At 73.2% G+C, this 17,556-nt stretch carries 20 protein-coding genes and 1 pseudogene; 6 read left to right on the top strand and 15 right to left on the bottom strand.

The features are described 5' to 3' along the window. Positions 1 to 104 precede the first annotated feature (104 nt). The gene (locus EYQ95_RS22490; RefSeq protein ID WP_165924827.1) at positions 105 to 1,439 is read left to right on the top strand and encodes an APC family permease; all 1,335 of its coding nucleotides are present in this window, start codon (positions 105 to 107) and stop codon (positions 1,437 to 1,439) included. Between the two features lie 33 nt (positions 1,440 to 1,472). On the opposite strand, the gene EYQ95_RS22485 is transcribed toward EYQ95_RS22490, so the two are convergent. The 9 genes and pseudogenes from EYQ95_RS22485 to EYQ95_RS22445 form a co-directional block, all read right to left on the bottom strand. Continuing rightward, positions 1,473 to 2,810 carry an XVIPCD domain-containing protein gene (locus EYQ95_RS22485; protein ID WP_132330758.1) on the bottom strand — a complete coding sequence of 446 codons (1,338 nt, stop codon included), beginning with the start codon at positions 2,808 to 2,810 and terminating at the stop codon, positions 1,473 to 1,475. 18 nt (positions 2,811 to 2,828) lie between these two features. After that, a complete protein-coding gene (locus EYQ95_RS22480) occupies positions 2,829 to 3,704 on the bottom strand; it encodes a hypothetical protein (RefSeq protein WP_132330756.1) in 876 nt (291 codons plus the stop codon). Positions 3,705 to 3,955: 251 nt separating this feature from the next. Beyond that, positions 3,956 to 5,041: a cell division protein ZapE gene (gene zapE, locus EYQ95_RS22475; RefSeq protein ID WP_132330754.1), complete on the bottom strand. Its 1,086-nt coding sequence runs from the start codon at positions 5,039 to 5,041 to the stop codon at positions 3,956 to 3,958. Then, on the bottom strand, positions 5,034 to 5,747 hold the full coding sequence (locus EYQ95_RS22470; RefSeq protein WP_132330752.1) for an alpha/beta hydrolase: 714 nt from the start codon (positions 5,745 to 5,747) through the stop codon (positions 5,034 to 5,036). Before EYQ95_RS22470 ends, zapE begins: the two co-directional genes overlap by 8 nt. 111 nt (positions 5,748 to 5,858) lie before the next feature. Further along, positions 5,859 to 6,374: a cytochrome c5 family protein gene (locus EYQ95_RS22465; protein WP_132330750.1), complete on the bottom strand. Its 516-nt coding sequence runs from the start codon at positions 6,372 to 6,374 to the stop codon at positions 5,859 to 5,861. 129 nt (positions 6,375 to 6,503) lie between these two features. Continuing rightward, a pseudogene (locus EYQ95_RS22460) lies at positions 6,504 to 7,393 on the bottom strand (pirin family protein). 1,280 nt (positions 7,394 to 8,673) lie between these two features. Beyond that, positions 8,674 to 9,555: a carbon-nitrogen hydrolase family protein gene (locus tag EYQ95_RS22455; RefSeq protein WP_132330748.1), complete on the bottom strand. Its 882-nt coding sequence runs from the start codon at positions 9,553 to 9,555 to the stop codon at positions 8,674 to 8,676. Next, complete coding sequence (locus EYQ95_RS22450; RefSeq protein WP_132330746.1) at positions 9,552 to 10,154, bottom strand: GNAT family N-acetyltransferase; 603 nt, start codon at positions 10,152 to 10,154, stop codon at positions 9,552 to 9,554. The genes EYQ95_RS22455 and EYQ95_RS22450 overlap by 4 nt, the downstream gene beginning before the upstream one ends. Beyond that, positions 10,151 to 10,558: a ketosteroid isomerase-related protein gene (locus EYQ95_RS22445; protein WP_132330744.1), complete on the bottom strand. Its 408-nt coding sequence runs from the start codon at positions 10,556 to 10,558 to the stop codon at positions 10,151 to 10,153. Before EYQ95_RS22445 ends, EYQ95_RS22450 begins: the two co-directional genes overlap by 4 nt. A 217-nt stretch (positions 10,559 to 10,775) precedes the next feature. On the opposite strand from EYQ95_RS22445, the gene EYQ95_RS22440 reads away from it, so the two are divergent. From EYQ95_RS22440 to EYQ95_RS22430, 3 genes are read left to right on the top strand one after another with little or no spacing between them, the layout of a single operon-like run. After that, positions 10,776 to 12,275: a cytochrome ubiquinol oxidase subunit I gene (locus EYQ95_RS22440; protein WP_132330742.1), complete on the top strand. Its 1,500-nt coding sequence runs from the start codon at positions 10,776 to 10,778 to the stop codon at positions 12,273 to 12,275. Beyond that, entirely contained in the window at positions 12,272 to 13,279 is a 1,008-nt protein-coding gene (gene cydB, locus EYQ95_RS22435; RefSeq protein WP_132330740.1) for a cytochrome d ubiquinol oxidase subunit II, read from the top strand. Before EYQ95_RS22440 ends, cydB begins: the two co-directional genes overlap by 4 nt. After that, positions 13,279 to 13,407, top strand: coding sequence for a DUF2474 family protein (locus EYQ95_RS22430; RefSeq protein ID WP_132330738.1), 129 nt, complete (start codon positions 13,279 to 13,281; stop codon positions 13,405 to 13,407). The genes cydB and EYQ95_RS22430 overlap by 1 nt, the downstream gene beginning before the upstream one ends. Before the next feature lie 7 nt (positions 13,408 to 13,414). On the opposite strand, the gene EYQ95_RS22425 is transcribed toward EYQ95_RS22430, so the two are convergent. Genes EYQ95_RS22425 through EYQ95_RS27015 form a run of 3 tightly spaced genes read right to left on the bottom strand, consistent with a single transcriptional unit; the run spans position 13,415 to position 14,858 of the window. Then, positions 13,415 to 14,491, bottom strand: a complete 1,077-nt coding sequence (locus tag EYQ95_RS22425) for a PLP-dependent cysteine synthase family protein (RefSeq protein ID WP_132330736.1) — start codon at positions 14,489 to 14,491, stop codon at positions 13,415 to 13,417. Further along, on the bottom strand, positions 14,491 to 14,727 hold the full coding sequence (locus EYQ95_RS22420) for a hypothetical protein (RefSeq protein ID WP_132330734.1): 237 nt from the start codon (positions 14,725 to 14,727) through the stop codon (positions 14,491 to 14,493). The genes EYQ95_RS22425 and EYQ95_RS22420 overlap by 1 nt, the downstream gene beginning before the upstream one ends. Next, entirely contained in the window at positions 14,724 to 14,858 is a 135-nt protein-coding gene (locus tag EYQ95_RS27015) for a hypothetical protein (protein ID WP_256432856.1), read from the bottom strand. Before EYQ95_RS27015 ends, EYQ95_RS22420 begins: the two co-directional genes overlap by 4 nt. 217 nt (positions 14,859 to 15,075) lie before the next feature. Here EYQ95_RS27015 and moaA point away from each other — a divergent pair, with 217 nt between their 5' ends. Beyond that, complete coding sequence (gene moaA / locus EYQ95_RS22415; protein WP_132330732.1) at positions 15,076 to 16,059, top strand: GTP 3',8-cyclase MoaA; 984 nt, start codon at positions 15,076 to 15,078, stop codon at positions 16,057 to 16,059. An 86-nt stretch (positions 16,060 to 16,145) separates the two neighbouring features. Here moaA and EYQ95_RS26445 read toward each other — a convergent pair whose 3' ends face one another. The 3 genes from EYQ95_RS26445 to EYQ95_RS22405 are packed head-to-tail and all read right to left on the bottom strand — an operon-like array spanning position 16,146 to position 17,441. Beyond that, positions 16,146 to 16,310, bottom strand: a complete 165-nt coding sequence (locus EYQ95_RS26445; RefSeq protein WP_165924826.1) for a hypothetical protein — start codon at positions 16,308 to 16,310, stop codon at positions 16,146 to 16,148. Between the two features lie 34 nt (positions 16,311 to 16,344). Continuing rightward, entirely contained in the window at positions 16,345 to 16,671 is a 327-nt protein-coding gene (locus tag EYQ95_RS22410) for a hypothetical protein (protein ID WP_132330730.1), read from the bottom strand. Next, entirely contained in the window at positions 16,668 to 17,441 is a 774-nt protein-coding gene (locus EYQ95_RS22405; protein WP_132330728.1) for a peptidylprolyl isomerase, read from the bottom strand. Before EYQ95_RS22405 ends, EYQ95_RS22410 begins: the two co-directional genes overlap by 4 nt. On the opposite strand from EYQ95_RS22405, the gene EYQ95_RS22400 reads away from it, so the two are divergent. After that, positions 17,434 to 17,556 (top strand): carbon storage regulator (locus EYQ95_RS22400; RefSeq protein ID WP_207916604.1); only part of this gene is annotated, 123 nt, incomplete at its 3' end. The genes EYQ95_RS22405 and EYQ95_RS22400 overlap by 8 nt on opposite strands.

Genomic DNA, 17,556 nt, shown 5'->3' with positions numbered 1-17,556 from the left:
TCCGGGGTCGGCTGCCGATGCTACCCCAGCGTCCCACGCGGCCGGCTGCAGCGCGGGGCCCGGAGGTGCGACGCTGCGCGCAGTTTCCAACAGACGATCCGGACATGTCCGATCCCACCTCCCGCAGCCTGCAGGGCGATGCCGCGCTGGTGCGCGCCATCGGCGTCTTCGCGCTCGCCGCCGCCGTCATCAACTCGACCATCGGCGGCGGCATCTTCCGCATGCCCGGCGCGCTCGCCGAGCAGGTCGGGCGCGCCGCGCCGCTGGCGCTGATCGTCGGCGCGCTGGCCATCGTGCCGATCGCGCTGTGCTTTGCCGCGGCCGGCAGCCGCACGCATGCCACCGGCGGGCCTTACACCTATGGTGCGGTCGCCTTCGGGCCGTTCGTGGGGTTCCTTGCCGGCGCGATGATGTGGATCAGCCACGTCGCATCGAGCGCGGCGGTGGCGGCCTCGTTCGCCAAGCAGGTGGGCAGCCTGGCGCCAGGGCTGGCCAGCGAAGCGGCGGGCAATGCCGTGATCGTCGCGACCTACGTACTGCTGTTCGCGCTCAACGCCTTCGGCGTGAAGCTCGGCGCGCGCGCGGTGGCCACGCTCGCCACCGTCAAGCTGGCGCCGCTGGTGATCCTCGTGCTGGCGGGCCTGCCGTTCGTGGACTGCAGCCAGGTGAGTTTCGCGCCGGATGATGTGCCCTCGCTTGCCGCGCTGGGCGGCTCGCTGGTGCTGGTGATGTTCGCCTACTCGGGGCTGGAGACCGCGTTGGTGCCGTCGGGCGAGGTGGACGATCCGGCCAGGAACGTGCCGCGCGCGACATTGGTGGCGATCCTGCTGGTGGTCGCCCTGTACCTGGGCCTGCAGATCGTCGGGCAGGGTCTGCTGGGCGCACGCCTGGCCACCAGCGACGTGCCGCTGGCCGACACCGCCGGGCAGCTGTTCGACGCCGGCCGCACCCTGCTGCTGGCCACCGCCTGCGTCTCGATGGCGGGCTTCCTGCTGGGCAACCTGCTGGGCTCCTCGCGCCTTCTTTTCGCGCTGGGCCGCGACGGCTACCTGCCGGCCACGTTCGGGCGCGTGAGCGCCTCGCACCGCGTGCCGCTCGTGGGCCTGGCCGCGCATGCGGCGCTGGCCTGCGTGCTCGCCGTGGGCGGCACCTTCGACAAGCTCGCGGCGATCTCCGGCGGCGCGATCTGTCTTGTCTACGTCATGGTGGCGCTGGCCGCCTGGCGCCTGCAGCGCCGCGGCGTCGCCGAGCGCGGCGCACCGTTCGCATTGCCCGGCGGCGGCACGGTGCCACTCGTTGCCGCCGCGATCATGGTCGCGATCCTGTTCACCCTGCCCGCCGCCGAATGGCGCGCGATCGCCATCTCGCTCGCGGCGCTGGTGCTGGTCTATGGCGCGCTGCGGCTGATGCGGCGGAACGTGCACGTACCGGCGCCCTGACCGCAGGGCGGCGCGCGCTGCGCCCGCGGCGCCTCAGGGCGTGGCCAGGCTGCGCGAGGGCGCGTGCTGGCGCACGGCGTCGTCTGCTTGGACATGCGCCTGCGCCAGTACCTGCGCGCCGGCCTCGCGCGTGGCGGCATACTCGGCCGCGTTCGCGAGCGACTGCTCCACCGGCGTGGCCACGGCCTCGTCCGTGCGCATCCAGGCCACCCGGTTGCGCGCGTCCGACAGGCCGCCCTGCACCACGAACACGTTCTCGCCGGCGCGCGTGGCGGCGGAGTCAATGCTGAGCACCACGTGGTCGGACGAGGTGATGCCCGAGCGCACCGCGCAGGCATAGAGCGCGGCGGTCATGCATGCGCTGGCCGCATCCGGCGCGCGCCCGCGCTCGGCGTCCAGGCGATGCACGCCCTGCTCGATGCCGCGGTAGAGCGCATGCCCCGGGTGCCCGGGCCGGCGCGGGTCGTCGGCCTCTGCCAGGCGCGGCCCGGCCGGCGGCGCGTCGTCGCCGGCCAGCGTCTGCGGGCTGCGCAGCAGGCGGCGGAAGCGGTCGTCGGGATGGAAGTCGTCGCGCATGGCCAGGCGCTCGATGCGCAGGCGGCGCGCGTCCTCCAGTTCGGCGATGCGCGCGGCATTGCGCTCGGGGCTTTCGTGGCGCTGCGGACCGCTCAGGTCGTCCCCGAGCAACTGGACCATGGACCACTGCCGCCTGGCCGGATCGTATTCGTGGTGGACGTCGCGCAGGCCAATGCGGTCGGGATCCGTATACGGCAGCACCTGGCTGGCGGCTACGCGCGCTTGGGTGACGCGCCAGAAGTAGTCCAGCATGTCGTTGGGCGCTTCGCGCTGACCCCACATCTCGGCGATGGTGCCCTTGAAGCGCTCCAGGCCCCAGCTGCGGTTGTCGAGCATGGTCTGCCAGAGGCGCTCGGCCGCGGGCTCGCCGCCGCGGTGGCGGGCGGCTTCGAGGAGTTCGCGCGGGGTCCAGGCGTTTACCTCGATGTCCCGCTTCCTGAAGGTGCGGTCGTGGGCCCGCTGCACGAGGCTCACGGGGAGGTTCAGGGCGAGACGCGCGTGCCCGTTCTCGGCAAGCTCGGTGCGAAGTTGCAGGTCGGCGCGCATCAGATCAACGCCGAAGCGCTGCCACTCGCGCTCGATCAGGACGATGCCGTTCTTGCGGCGGGCGACTTCCTGGGCGAACACGTTGGCGGTGGCGCCTGCCACGTTGTCGTTACGCACCACGCCGAGCGCAAGTGCGCCATAGCCGTCGTTGCCCGGCAGCTGCGCGAGGTAGTTCCAGTACAGCTCGCGGTTGCCGTGATGTGCGTAGTGCGCAAGCACCCGCAGATCCCGTTCGGTGAGTCCGCTCATGCCTCAGATCTTCCCTGATCAGTCGTTGACGAGAAACGCATCCAGCAGTTCGACGGCGCGGCGTTCGAACAATGCCCAGTCCTTAAGGAACACGCGGTTGTAGTCCAGCATGACCCTGACCTTCCGCTCAGGCAGGGTGAAGTAATGCACGCAGCCCGGTATGGGCACGCCACCCAGGTGCCGCAGCCGCTCGCCCTCGATCACGTACTGCTCGGGAAACTCCAGGCTGTCGCAATCAATCAGCGTGCGCAGGCGGCCATCGGGCCGGTAGGCCACGTACCAATCGTTGCGGTTCCGAGGTTCCAGCATGGCCGGGTGGCCGCCATGGAACTTGTCGATGTGGCGCTTGTGCGTGGCGTAGTCCACCGAATAGCGCCAGAGGCCGTGCACCGGCCCATGGCGGCTGCGCAGGTGCAGCGACTGGGTGGGGTCTTCCAGCTGCTCGGCGCTGTCGCCATTCGGCGTGACGTACCGCTCGATCAGGCTGTTGATGTCCACCCGGTCAATGTAGCTGTAGTCCACGGACACCACCCGCGCCTGCCCGCGCACGTCCAGATCGCGCCGTCCGCCCAGCGGCACCGGGCCGAGCCGGGGCCACAGCAGTTCCACCCCCCAGCTGCCGTCGAAATACGGCCCCAGCTGCGTGCGGAAATAGGCGGCGGGGATGCGGAAGCGGTAGGGGCCTGCCTTCGCCTCGACCAGCGGGCCGTAGGCGGGATCGAGGATCGGGTCCAGCGGCGCGGCGGATGCGGCCGGTTGCGCGGCTGCGGCCCCCGGCGCGGCCGGCGTAGGGGGCGTGCTCGCGCAGGCCGTCAGCAGCGCCAGCGCGGCGACTGCGGTTGCGATCGCGCCGGCGGCGGCCGACGCACCTGGCGGACGATTCCGATGCGTCATCGCATCCTCCCTGATGCACCGCGCGTATCGGCGGCAAGGGGATTATGCCAACTGTGCGGCCACGCGCATGCGTGGCGATCGCTTGCCGCGGGGTTGGTTGCCGGACGGCCCGCAGTTGGATTTTTGCGCGCTCGTCGCCCATCGCTCGCTTCGCCGCGGGCGACGGGAAAGTTCGGGGTGCGCGTGATGCGCGATAGGCAGGCGGAATGCGCGGCCCGGTGCCGTTTGCGTCCGGCGCCACCGCGCTCGCCTCAACCGCGATGCTCCAGCGCGAGGTATTCGGCCGACTGCATCTCGATCAGCCGCGACGCGGTGCGTTCGAACGCGCCGCCGAGGCGGTCGCCGACGTACAGCGCGGTCGGTTGCGCATCGGCGGTGCAGACCAGGTTGACGTGGCGGTCGTAGAACTCGTCAATCAGATGCACGAAGCGCCGCGCCGCGTCGCCGCGGGTGTCGTCGAGCTTCGGGATGCCGCCGACGAGCACGGTGTGGTGCTCGGTGGCGATCTCGATGTAGTCGCTGGCCCCGCGCGGGCCTTCGCACAGCGCGGAGAAATCGAACCAGGCATGGCCCTCGGCGCGCGCGCGAACCGGGATCGCGCGGCCGTCAATGACCAGCGGGCCGTCCTCCTGCGGCGCGCCCGCGGTGAGCTCGCGCCAGCGCGTGGCGAGCCAGGCGTCGGACCCCGCGTCGAGCGGCGCGCGGTACACCGGCGACTTCGTCAATGCGCGCAGGCGGTAGTCGCGCGGGCTGTCGAGGAAGACCACCTCGCAGTGGCGCTGCAGCAGCGCGATCGCGGGCAGGAAGCGCTCGCGCTGCAGGCCGTGCGCGTAGAGGTTGTCCGGCGCGGTGTTGGAGCTGGTGACCAGCGCCACGCCCTCCGCGAACATGCGCTCCAGCAGCCGCCCGAGCAGCATGGCGTCGCCGATGTCGTTGACGAAGAACTCGTCGAGCACCAGCACGCGCATGGACTCGCGCCAGCCGCGCGCGATGGCCACCAGCGGGTCGCGCTCGCCGGCGTGCGCGCGCAGCGCGGCGTGCACCTCGCGCATGAAACGGTGGAAGTGCGTGCGGCGCTTCTGCGGGAACGGCAGCCCGTCGAAGAACAGGTCGATGAGGAAGGTTTTTCCGCGCCCCACCCCGCCCCAGAGGTAGAGGCCGGTCGGCGCGGGCGTCACCTCGCCGCGCAGGCGCGCGAGCAGGCCGGGCCTGGGCGGGTCGAGCAGCGCGGCGTGCAGGCGGTCGAGCTCGGCCAGCGCCGGCTGCTGGGCGGGGTCGTGCTGCCAGTCGCCGCGGGCCACGCCCGCGGCATAGCGCTGCGAGGGCGTCTCAGCCATGCGCCGCCGGCATCGGCAGGTGCGGCCGCGCGCCGTTGCGCAGCGCGCCGCGCAGGTCCATCAGCCGGCCATGGAAGAAATGCCCGGCATCGGGCATGCGCACCAGCACCGGTGGCTGGCGCAGCTCGGCGACCCGGTCCAGCCAGCGGTAGACCTCGGCCGGCTCGACCACCTCGTCCGCCTCGCCCTGCACCACCAGCCAGGGGCCGGTGTAGAGCGGCATCTCGTCGAAGTCCCAGCGTCGTCCCGCCGGTGGCGCCACCGAGATCAGCAGGCGCGGCTGCAGCTCGGCCGCCGCGCGCAGGCTCACGTAGGCGCCGAAGCTGAAGCCGGCCAGCCACAGCGCATGGCCGGGGCGGTGCGCGCGCAGCCAGGCCACCACCGCCCGCAGGTCGGCCACCTCGCCGCGGCCCTCGTCGAAGGCCCCGGCCGAGGCGCCCACGCCGCGGAAGTTGAAGCGCAGGGTGGTGACGCCGAGCTCGCGCAGCGCGCGGCAGCCCATGGTCACCACCTTGTTGTGCATGGTGCCGCCCTCGGTGGGCAGCGGATGGCAGAACACGGCCACCACCGGCTGCGCCGGCACGGCGGCGTCGGGCGCTTCGAGCACGGCCTCCAGCGGCCCGGCCGGCCCGGCGAGCACGAGGTGCGCGGGCGTGCCGGCGCGCCAGGCGTCGTCGTCGGGGAACGGGGGCGCGGGGAGCGTCATGCGGCGGGATCCTGCTCGGTAGGCGCGCCCACCTTGCGCAGGCGCGCGTTGACGGGCCGCCAAAACGACGACGCCGCCCCGAAGGCGGCGTCGCGCGGCGGGGCCGGGCGCTTACTGGAGGTTGGCCAGCATCCAGTCGACGGTCGCGATGACCTGCTCGTCGGTGAGCGCCGGGTTGCCGCCCTTGGCGGGCATCACGCCGGCGGCGCCCTGGAAGCCTTCGATGGCGTGCTTGTGCAGGGTGTCGGTGCCCTGCGCCAGGCGCGCGGTCCACTGCGCGCGCGCCAGCGTGGGCGCGCCGCCGGCGCCGGAGCTGTGGCAGCCGGCGCAGAGCTGGTTGTAGATGACCGAGCCGTCCAGCGTGCCGCCGTAGGCCACCTGCGAGGCGGCCGCGGCGGCCGCAGCCGCGGCGGCGGCGGCCTGCGCGGCGGCGCCGGTCTGGCCCGCGTACACCGCGCCCACCGGCGCGATGCGCTCGGCGACCACGCGGTTGGCGGCCGGGTCGCGCTCGGTCGGCAGCGTGCCGTGCAGGTACAGCGCGCCGAGGATCAGCGCGAAGGTGAGCACGACCAGAAAGCCGATCACCATCGAAAACTTCTTGAGGAACTCGAGGTCGTAGTTGCGCACGATCCACCTGGGGCGCGCCGGCGCGCGCTGAGATTCTTGGGGACGCACCGCACCCGTCGGGCGCAGCGAGCGCGGCAGTTTAGCACCGCGCCCCGGCTACCGGCAGGCCGCGGCCGCCGGCCCGCCGGTTCAGGACATGGGGTTGGGCGCGGGCGCCGGCTCGGGCAGGGGGATGAACTCCGCATCGTCGCCGTCGGGCAGGCGCACGCGCCCGGCGCGCCAGTCGGCCTTGGCCTGCTCGATGCGCTCGCGCGAGGAGGAGACGAAGTTCCACTCGATGAAGCGCGGCCCCACCGGCGCGCCACCCAGCGCCATCACCGTGGCCGGGCCGCGGGCGCGGATGGCCGGCGCGGCACCGGGCGCCAGCACCAGCATGTGGCCGGCGCCGATCACCTGCCCGGCGGCCTCGACCTGCCCCCGCGCGACGTACACCGCGCGCTCGGGGTGGTCCGAGGGCAGCGGGACGGTGGCGCCGTCGGCCAGCTCCAGGTGCAGGTAGAACAGCGGCGAGTGCACCGGCACCGCGCCATGCAGCCCCAGCGCGTGGCCGGCGATCAGGCGCCCGCGCACGCCGCCCTCGTCGAAGGCCGGCAGGTCGGCGGCGTCGAAATGCGCGAAGCCGGGCTCGACCTCCTCCCGCTCGGCCGGCAGCGCCACCCAGGCCTGCAGCCCGTCCATGCGCCCGCCCTCGGCACGCGCGCGCTCGAAGCGCTCCGAATGGGTGATGCCGCGGCCGGCCGTCATCCAGTTCACCTCGCCGGGGCGGATGGGCTGCAGCGAGCCCACGCTGTCGCGGTGGGTGATCTCGCCCTCCAGCAGGTAGGTGACCGTGGCCAGGCCGATGTGCGGATGCGGGCGCACGTCCACGCTGCGCGGAATGCCCGGGCGAAATCCACCGGGCCCATGTGGTCGAAGAAGATGAAGGGGCCGACCATGCGGCGCGGCGCGTAGGGCAGCACGCGGCCGACCTCGAAGCCGCCGAGGTCGCGGCGGCGGGCGGGGATGACGAGTTCGAGCATGGGCGGGCTCCGTCGCGGTGCGCGGCGCGGGGGTCTGGCGACGGTACTGCGCGGGAGGGGGGCGCGGTGTCGCGCGGGGTGGATGGAGGGTTCCGTGGTGGGCGTGGCGGCATCGGCGCGACGCGGGCGTGGGGTGGCCTGCCGGCACGGCCCGGTCGCGTCCGTTTTCGCGCTGGAGGCGGGGAGCCGGTGACGTGCGGTGCTCGGTGGCCGTCATGCCCGTGGCGGGGTATCGGTAGACGTTGGCGTCGCTGTTGCCGTCGTTCCGGGAGAGACGGCCGCCAAAGCGTGCGTGCTCCGCGAAGCAAGCGATAGCGCCCTCGACGCGGCCCACCCACGGCCGTCGTCCCCGCAAAGGCGGCGATCCAGGGACTCTTGTCCTCTCAGTCCCGTCATGCCCGCGAATGCGGGCATTCATGGACGTTGCCGTCGCTCTTGCCCCTGTTCCGCAAAGAACCAACAGCCAAAGCGTTTCGTGCGCTGCCGCGCCCGAGGTCCTTTCTTTGCCGGCCCAAAGAAAAGGACCCAAAAGAAAGGGCCTTCCCCGACAGGTCTACAGCTCGCGACCGGACACTGCGCGGGGATCGGCACATTCGGCATCCTGCCTCGGGTGCCGACGGCGCGCGTCCTGCGCGCCGCCCCTTCGGGGTCTCACTATTGCTCGTCGCAGCCGGTGATTCGCGAATCAAGAGCCGTTCGCGGCGCGCTAGGACGCGATCGGCTGGAGGCGTCTCCCGAATCGCCTGGTGCTGCAGCCTGGAATGCGCGCCGAGTACAGCCAGAGCAACGCTCGAAGACTAGAACCGGGCAACGGGCCTTTCCGAAGAATCGCCCGCCGTGACCGCATGCCACGCCGCGATCGGCGCTCACCGCGCGCGAACCTGCGGTTCGCAACCAGCGCCGGATCGCTGACTGCGAATGGCGGCCCTCGATGGCCGCCGCCCTTTCGGGGTCCCACGGTTGGTCGTGACAGCCATTGGCTGGCGACTCAAGAGCGCCGCCACTGTGGAAGCCATCGGCTGGAACCGGTTCTGGCTGCCGACTCGCCTCCTGCGCCTTCTGGTCGGCGCGGGCTGGCGAAAATGCGTGAAAGGAAGCGGTCGTCGCCAAACCCGCCCGGCTACGACCGGCTATCGGCCGCAACCGCACTCGCTGGCGTCAGCGTCGCCACCGGCTGGTTTTGCATAGATGGGGCCCCGGTGGCGTCCCGCCGACCGTCCACGGCGCCCGTCACCGGGCGCGATCGCCGCGCCCGATGCCTGCGGGCCATTGCCTGTCGACTACCGCCCCGCGTCCCAGCGCGCGCGCGCGACCTGCGGCCGCAGCTGGGCCGGCCAGTCGCGGTCGTTGGCGACCTGCGCGTGGGCGCGGCTGGCGTCGAGTGCGTCGAAGTCGAGGTCGGCGATGGCCCACGCGGCGTCGCCGCGCGTGGTCGCGAGGATGCCGTCGGCGGGAAGGCCGCGGTCCATGGGCGCGTAGAGGGTCGCCTCGCCGGTGTTGACGTCCAGCGCGGGGCTCCACGGCGCCTCGCCGGCGGTGACCGCCTGGGCGACGAAGAGGCGGTTCTCCAGCGCGCGCGCCAGGCAGCCCACGCGCACGCGGGTGGCGCCGGCGTCGGTGTCGGTGCAGCTGGGCACCAGCAGCAGGCGCGCGCCCGCCTCGGCCTGCGCGCGCACCGGCAGCGGGAACTCGCTGTCGTAGCAGACCGCGATGCCCGCGCGCACGCCGCCGGCGTCGAACACGCGCAGATCGTCGCCGCCGTCGATCACGCCGGTGGCCTTCTCGAAGCCGGTGAGCTGCAGCTTGTCCTGGAAGCCGCGGCGGCCGTCGGGCGCGAACCACCAGGCGCGGTTGCGCCAGCGGCCGCCGACGTCGGTGAGGAAGCTGCCGGCCTGCACGAGCAGCCCGCACTGCCGCGCGAGGTCGGAAAACAGCGCGAGGTACGCGTCGTGGTGCGCCTGCGTGGCGACCAGCGAGGCCTGCAGGTCGGCCCGCACGGAGGCGTCGAAGGTGGCGGCGAGCTCCAGCGAGAGGTACTCGGGCAGCACCGCGAGCCCCGCGCCCGCGCGGGCGGCCTCTTCCAGCAGCCCGCGCTGCCGGGCGGCGAACGCGGCGAAGTCGGCCGGCGCGCCGATGCGGTACTTGGCGACGGCGACCCTCATGCGGCCTCCAGCGGGCGCAGCCAGTAGGTGAGCGGCTTCTCGCTTTCGACCTGGGCGCCGAGTTCCTTCCACGCCAGCCGCAGCGTCATGCCCGGCTGGCGCACGTAGCCGCGGCCGCGCCAGAACGCCTCGTTGCCGCGGTGGCCGGCCGGGCGGCGCGGATCCCCGGGGTCGCGGTCGACCGCGGCGAAGGCGGTGAAGCGCATCCCGCCCAGCGCGCGGGCATGCGCCTCGCGCGCGTCGAAGAAGGCGTGCCCGAGGCCGCGGCCGCGATACGCCGGCAGCAGCACGGACTCGCCGCAGTAGAAGACCTCGCCTGCGTCGATGCCGCGCTCGCGAAAGGGTGCCTGGAAGGCCGGTTCCTCGTCCGCCAGCGGCAGGCCGGTGGACGCGCCGACCACCGCCTCGCCGTCCAGCGCGAGCACGAACAGGCTGCGCGCGCTGCGCGTGTAGGTGGCCAGGTACCGCGCCTCGTAGGCGGCGTCGCCGTCGTAGAGGTAGGGCCAGTCGCGGAAGACGTCGATGCGCAGGCGCGCCACCGCCTGCAGCCGCACGGCGTCGATCGCGTCGCCGCGCACGCATTCGATGCGCAGGCTCACGCGCGGCCCGCCACCTGCGCGATCCAGTCGCCGAGGTTGTAGTAGTTGGTCACCCGCGCGATGCGGCCGTTTCGCACCTCGAAGAAGGCGCCGCCCGGCAGCACGTAGGCCTGGCCGCGCGCGGGCGGCAGGCCCTCGTCGTCCGCGAGGTAGGTGCCGTGCACCACGTACTCGGCGGCCGCGCGCGTGCCGTCGGCGCTGGTCATGACCTCGATGCCGGTCAGCCGCTCCGAATAGCTGCGGTCCATGCGCGCCAGGAACGCGCGGAAGGCCTCGCGGCCGGTCTCGCGCGGGCCCTGGTTGAGGTCGTGGACGACGTCGTCGGCGAGCAGGGCGAGCATGCCCTCGCGGTCGCCGCGGTTGAAGGCCTCGTAGTAGGCGTGGATGAGGTCGCGGGTGTGCATGCGGCCAGTGTAGGCCCGCCGCCGCGGCGCGGCGCGGAGCGGCCGCGCGATGCTGCGTTTCCGAGGCCACCGCGCGCATCCGCGGCGACGCGCGCGACGTATCCTTGCCGCGGCCGCCGCGACCCGGACGGGCGCTTGACGCCCGATATGGCATAAGCGCGCTCGGGTGTCCGCCTCGCCGCCGCAGGCCGCACCGCCCCCATCCCCCGAGGCTCCCGTGTTCGATTCCTTCGACGCACTGTTCCTGGCGCGGCTGCAGTTCGCCTTCACCGTCAGCTTCCACTTCATCTTCCCCGCCTTCACCATCGGCCTGGCGAGCTTCCTGGCCGTGCTCGAGGGGCTGTGGCTGAAGACGAAGGACGACGTCTACCTCGACCTCTTCCGCTTCTGGGTCAAGATCTTCGCCGTCACCTTCGCCATGGGCGTGGTTTCGGGCATCGTGATGAGCTACCAGTTCGGCACGAACTGGGCGGTGTTCTCCGACCGCGCCGGCCCGGTGATCGGCCCGCTGATGGCCTACGAGGTGCTCACCGCGTTCTTCCTGGAAGCCGGCTTCCTCGGCGTGATGCTGTTCGGCATGAACCGCGTGGGCCGCAGGCTGCACTTCCTGGCGACGCTGATGGTGGCGCTGGGCACGTTCTTCTCCGCGTTCTGGATCCTCAGCGTCAACAGCTGGATGCAGACGCCGGTGGCCTTCACCACCAATGCCGTCGGCCAGTTCGTGCCGGCCGCGGGCTTCTTCGAGATCATCTTCAACCCCAGCTTCCCGTACCGCCTGGCGCATACGGTGATCGCCGCCTACCTCACCACCGCGATGATCGTGGGCGCGGTGGGCGCGCACCAGCTGCTCAAGCTGCGCCGCGGGCGCGTGGTGCCGAAGGTGGAGGCCGACGACCCGGTGGAGCTGCGCCAGCAGGCCGGGCTGCCGCGCTCGGAGGCCGGCGCGCGGCGCATGTTCTCGATGGCGATGTGGATGGCCGCGCTGGTGGCGCCGCTGCAGATCTTCGTGGGCGACCTGCACGGCCTGAACACGCTCGAGCACCAGCCGGTGAAGGTGATGGCGATGGAAGGCCATTACGACAGCCATCCGGCGGGCGCGCCGCTGGTGCTGTTCGGCATCCCCAACCCCGAACAGAAGCGCATCGACTACGCGATCGAGATCCCCAAGGCCTCCTCGCTGATCCTCAAGCACGACGCCAACGCGCCGCTGGCCGGGCTGGACACCGTGCCCGACCACCTGGAGCCGCCGGTGCCGGTGGTGTTCTGGTCGTTCCGCATCATGATCGCGATGGGCCTGGTGATGCTGGCCATCGGCCTGTGGAGCCTGCTCGCGCGGCTGCGCCGGCGCCTGTACGACTGGCCCGCGCTGCACCGCGCCGCGCTGGTGGCCGGCCCGTCCGGGCTGGTGGCGGTGACCGCCGGCTGGATCACCACCGAGGTCGGCCGCCAGCCCTTCACCATCTATGGCGTGATGACCACCGCCGAGAGCGTGTCGCCGCTGGACGCCTCGGCGGTGGGTGCCTCGCTGGTGGCCTTCGTGGTCGTCTACTTCCTCGTGTTCGGCTTCGGCACCTGGTACATCCTCAAGCTGATGGCCAAGGGCGTGCAGGTGCACGAGGCCGCGCCGGACGAGGACGACGGCCCGATCCGCACCGCCGGCATCACGCCGGGGCCGGCCATGAAGATCTCGGAGAACCCGTCGGAGCAGGCGCCATGATCGCGGACGTCGACCTCACGCTCGTCTGGGCGGCCATCATCCTGTTCGCCGTGTTCGCCTACGTGGTGATGGACGGCTTCGACCTCGGCATCGGCATCCTCTTCCCGGTGTTCCCGGTGGGGCGCGAGCGCGACCAGGCCATCAACTCGATCGCGCCGGTCTGGGACGGCAACGAGACCTGGCTGGTGATGGGCGGCGGCGGGTTGCTGGCGGCCTTCCCGCTGGCCTATGGCGTGGTGATGACCGCGCTGTACCCGCCGATCATCGCCATGCTGCTGGCGCTGGTGTTCCGCGGCGTGGCCTTCGAGGCGCGCTGGCGCGATCCCGCGCACCGGCGCGGCTGGGACATCGCCTTCACCCTGGGCTCCACCGTGGCCGCCTTCGCGCAGGGCGTGGCGCTGGGCGCGCTGCTGCAGGGCATCGAGGTGGAGAACCGCGCCTATGCCGGCGGCTGGTTCGACTGGCTGACCCCGTTCTCGCTGCTCACCGGCGCCAGCGTGGTGGTCGGCTACGCGGTGCTCGGCGCGACCTGGCTGATATGGAAGACCGAGGGCGTGACGCAGGAGCATGCCTACCGCCTGGCCGCGCGCTTCGGCGTGCTGCTGCTGGTGGGCATCGTGGCCGTCAGCATCGCCACCCTCGGCCTGGACTACGACTACCACCGGCGCTGGCTCACCTACCCGGCGGTGCTGGTCACCGCGCAGGTGCCGCTGCTCACCGCGATCATCGCCTACGCCTACTTCCGCGCGCTGAAAAAACGCCGCGAGGGCGCGCCCTTCCTGCTCGCGCTGGCGCTGTTCCTGCTCACCTTCGTGGGCCTGGCGATCAGCGTCTTCCCGTACGTGGTGCCGACCGCGCTCACGATCTGGGACGCGGCCGCGCCGGAGAAGAGCCAGGTCTTCATGCTGATCGGCGCAGCGGTGCTGGTGCCGATGATCCTGGCCTACACGGGCTGGTCGTACTGGGTCTTCCGCGGCAAGGTCGGGCACGAGGGCTACCACTGATGCCCACGCCCGACGAGGCCGACCGCCAGCCGCTGTGGAAGCGCCTGGGCTGGATGGCGCTGCTGTGGCTGGGCGGCGTGGCGGTGGTCGGGGCGGTGGCGATGCTGCTGCGGGTGTGGCTGCGCTGAGCGCGGGTCAGCACCGCGGGAGGGCGTCGCGGGCGGCGTCGAGGTCGATGCCGCGCGAGCGCAGCCAGGCCGGGTCGAACAGGGTGCCGGCATAACGCTCGCCGCGGTCGCCGAGGATGCTGACGATGCTGCCCGGGCGGCCCGCCGCGCACAGGCGCGCGGCCAGTTGCATGCAGGCGGCGAAGTGGGTGCCCGAGGAGCCGCCGTACCAGCCGCCGAGCAGCTCGCGCAGCCACCAGGCGGCGGCGACCGACTGCGCATCGTCGATCTCCAGCACCTCGTCGACCACCTCGTAGAGAAACCCCGGCTCGGCATGCGGGCGGCCGATGCCCTCGATGCAGCTGGCGCGCCATGCCCGGGCCGCCGGGTCGCGCCCGGGCCAGCCGACGGCGAACGCGCCGCCCGTTGGCTCGGCCACGCAGAGGCGGCTGGCCAGGCCGCGGTAGCGCAGGTAGCGGCCGATGGTGGCCGAGGTGCCGCCGGTGCCGGCGCCGCAGACGATCCAGGCCGGCTCGGGAAAGCGCTCCAGCGCCATCTGGGCGACGATGGACTCGGCGATGTTGTTGTTGCCGCGCCAGTCGGTGGCGCGCTCGGCCAGGCCGAACTGGTCGAGGAAGCAGGCGCCCCGCGCGGCATGGGCCGCGGCGGCCTCGCGCACGCGGGCGCCGTCCGCGACCAGCTCCACCCGGCCGCCCAGGGCGCGGACGTCGTCGACCTTCGCCGGCGCGGTCGATGCCGGCATCACCGCGGTGTAGTCCAGGCCCAGCAGGCGCGCGAACCAGGCCTCGGAGATCGCGGTGCTGCCCGAGGAGGCGTCCACCACCGGCTGGCCCGGCTGCAGGCGCCCGTTGCACAGCGCGTACAGGTAGAGCGAGCGCGCGAGCCGGTGCTTGAGGCTGCCCGAGGGATGCGAGGCCTCGTCCTTGAAGTAGAAATCGATGCCCGGGTAGGCGGGCAGGGTCAGGTGCAGCAGGTGGGTGTCGGCCGAGCGCGCGGCCTCGCGGCGCAGGCGGTCGACAGCCTCGTGGGTCCAGGCGCGGCTGGCCGCGGCGTCATCCGCCGGTGCCGGGAGCGGGCCGTCCATCATCCGGCCCGCGCGCCGGGCACGCGCCTGGCAGCGTCCACCGGCAGGCGGGTGCGGTGCGTGCGGACGTGGAACGTCGCCCCGTACGACCCGGTACCCGCGCCGGCGCCGCAGGGCGGGCGCACGCGGCCCTCGGCCATGGACTGGCGGCGGCCGACCGGCAGCCCCGGCTGCTGCGCCACCGGCGCGCCGTCGATCCCGACGCCGCGCGGCGGCACCGGGCCGGCGGGGATCACAGGCCGATTCCCGCGGCGTCCTCGGCGCTCAGCGATTCGAAATCACGCAGGGCGTCGGGCAGGCGCAGGGCAGGGTCGTCGGGGGGCGGGCAGGCCTCGTCCGGGCTGCAGCAGGCGTCGGTCAGGTCCATGGATGATCCCTCGTGGTGCCTGCATGCTGCGCCGGAGCCCGCGCGCCCGCCTTGATCTGCATCAGACCGCTGTCGCGTCTTCGTGAGGACCGGTGCGCGCCGGCTTCCTATACTCCTGCCGTTGCATTGCCTCGGGGGTGCGCCGTGTCTGGGACAGCGGCTTGGATGTCGATGGACGCACGGCGGGCGCGCGCGGCGGCCGCATGCGGGTGGGCGCATGGCTGAGCTGGCCGACCGCTTCGGGCGCCGCTTCCCCTACCTGCGCCTGTCGATCATCGACGCCTGCAACTTCCGCTGCAGCTACTGCCTGCCCGAGGGCTACCGCGCGGCCGGCGCGCGCCCGCGCTGGCTGGAGCTCGACGAGATCGCCCGCCTGCTGCGCGCCTTCGCCCGCGCCGGCATGCGCAAGGTCCGCATCACCGGCGGCGAGCCCTCGCTGCGGCGCGACCTGACCGACGTGCTGCGCATCGCCGCCACCACGCCCGGGGTGTCCACCGTGGCGATGACCACCAATGGCAGCGTGCTGCGCCGGCGCCTGGCCGAATGGCATGCCGCCGGGCTGGGCGCGCTCAACGTCAGCGTCGATTCGCTGGACCGCGCGCGCTTCCATGCCATCACCGGCCGCGACGGGCTGGACGACATCCTCGCGGCCGTGGACGAGGCCACGGCGCTGGGCCTGCGCGCCGTCAAGCTCAATGCCGTGCTGCTGCGCGGCGTCAACGACGACGAGCTGCCCGCCTGGCTGGACTGGCTGCGCGGGCGCCCGGTGGGCCTGCGCTTCATCGAGCTGATGCAGACCGGCGACAACCTCGACTACTTCCGCCGCCACCACGTGCGCGCCGAGGTGCTGGAAGCGCGACTGCAGCAGGCCGGCTGGGTGCTGCGCCCGCGCGCGCCCGACGCCGGCCCCGCGCGCGAGTACGCGCACCCCGACTACGCCGGCCGCATCGGCATCATCGCGCCCTACTCGCGCGACTTCTGCGCCGGCTGCAACCGCCTGCGCGTGACCTCCACCGGCGACCTGCGCCTGTGCCTGTTCGGCGACGCCGGCATCTCCCTGCGCCCGCTGCTGCAGCACGATGCGCAGCAGGACGAGCTCTTCGCGCTGCTGGCCACGCAGCTGGGGCTGAAGAAGGCCGCGCACGGCCTGCACCAGGGCGACACCGGCGCGACGCCGCACCTGGCTTCGGTGGGCGGCTAGAACGCCCGCCCGCGGGCCGCGCGGCCGGCCATGCCCGCGCTTGTCCGCCCCGCCGCGTGCGAGGCCGATGCTGCGGACGGGCGCGCTCAGCCGAAGATCAGGTACAGGGTGACCAGCACCAGGGCGATGGTGACCACAGCCCAGACCACCGGCCAGACCTCGCGCTCCTGGCGGGTGGGCACCGATACCGTGTCCAGCGGCGTGCTGCCGTCCTGGTCCTCGCGGTAGTCGGGGTCGCGGTTCTGGGTCATGCGCGGGTCGACGCCCGGCAGCGGCGGCCGGGGCTCAGGCGTGGGAGCCATGGCGAGCGTCCTCGTTCGGATGGTGGGCATGCGCGGCGCGCGCCTCGCGATGCCAGGCCTGCATGGCCTCGACGCAGGCGCGGCCCGGGTCGTCGCTGCGCGCCAGGCGGCCGAGCAGCTGGGTCCAGGCGTCGGGCGAGGCCGAGTGGGTGAAATCCGCGACCACCTGCCGCAGGTAGTCGCCCGCGGACAGGCCGAGCGCGGCGGCCTCGTCGTCCACGCTCGCGCGCAGGGCCGCGGGGCAGGCGCCGAGCCAGGCCGCGATGCGCGCGGGATCGCGCGAGGCCGCCAGCAGGTCGCCCAGGGTCATGGCGCCGCTCCCGGCTCGAGGTCGACGCCCTCGACGTCGGCCACGCGCACGAGGCCGTCGATGAAGCGCTGCGAGGCGGTCGCCCAGGCGCGCGCCTCCAGCAGGTCGGCGATGCGCGTGCGGACCATCTCGAAAGGCAGCGCGCGGCCTTCGATGCGGCGCTCCAGCCGCAGCACGTGCCAGCCGAAGCGGCTCTGCACCGGTTCGGCGGCCACGGTGCCGGGGGCCAGCGCCTCCAGGGCCTCCTGCAGGGCGGGCACGAGGTCGCCGCGCTGCACCTGGCCCAGCGAACCGTCCTGCTGCGCGCTGGGGCATGCGGAGACCTCGCGCGCGCGCGCGGCGAAGCGCGCGCGGTCGTGGCCGATCTCGTCGACGAGCGCGCGGGCGCGGGCGCGCGCCTCGCGCCAGCCGGCGTCGTCGGGCGTGCGCGGCTCGACCAGGATGTGCGCGGCCTCGAACAGGTCGGGCGTGCGAAAGCGCGCGGGCGCGGCCTCGTAGACCCGGCGGCACTCGGCCTCGGTGGGCGCTTCCGGCACGACCGCCTGCTCCATCAGCGCGCGCACCAGCGCATCGTCCTCGGCTTCGGCGGTGCCGTCGTCGGTTTCGGGCTCGGGCACGAGGCCGCGCCGCCGCGCTTCCTGCAGCAGCAGCTCGCGGATCGCCAGCGCGCGCGCGGCGGCGCGCCACGAGGCCTCCAGGCTGGCCGCCGGGTGGTGCTGCATCTCGCGCGCGATGGCCTCGGGCGCGAGCTCCACGCCGTTGATGCGCACCGGCGCGAAGCTCGGCGCGGGCGGGCGCGGCGGCGCGGTTATCCTGACGCGCCGCGTGGGCGAAACCCTGATGATCGGCGATTCGGTTTCGGTCACGGTGCTTGGCGTCAAAGGC

This window comes from Lysobacter sp. N42, from assembly GCF_004344885.1.
This window is presented reverse-complemented; position numbering and strand designations above follow the sequence as displayed.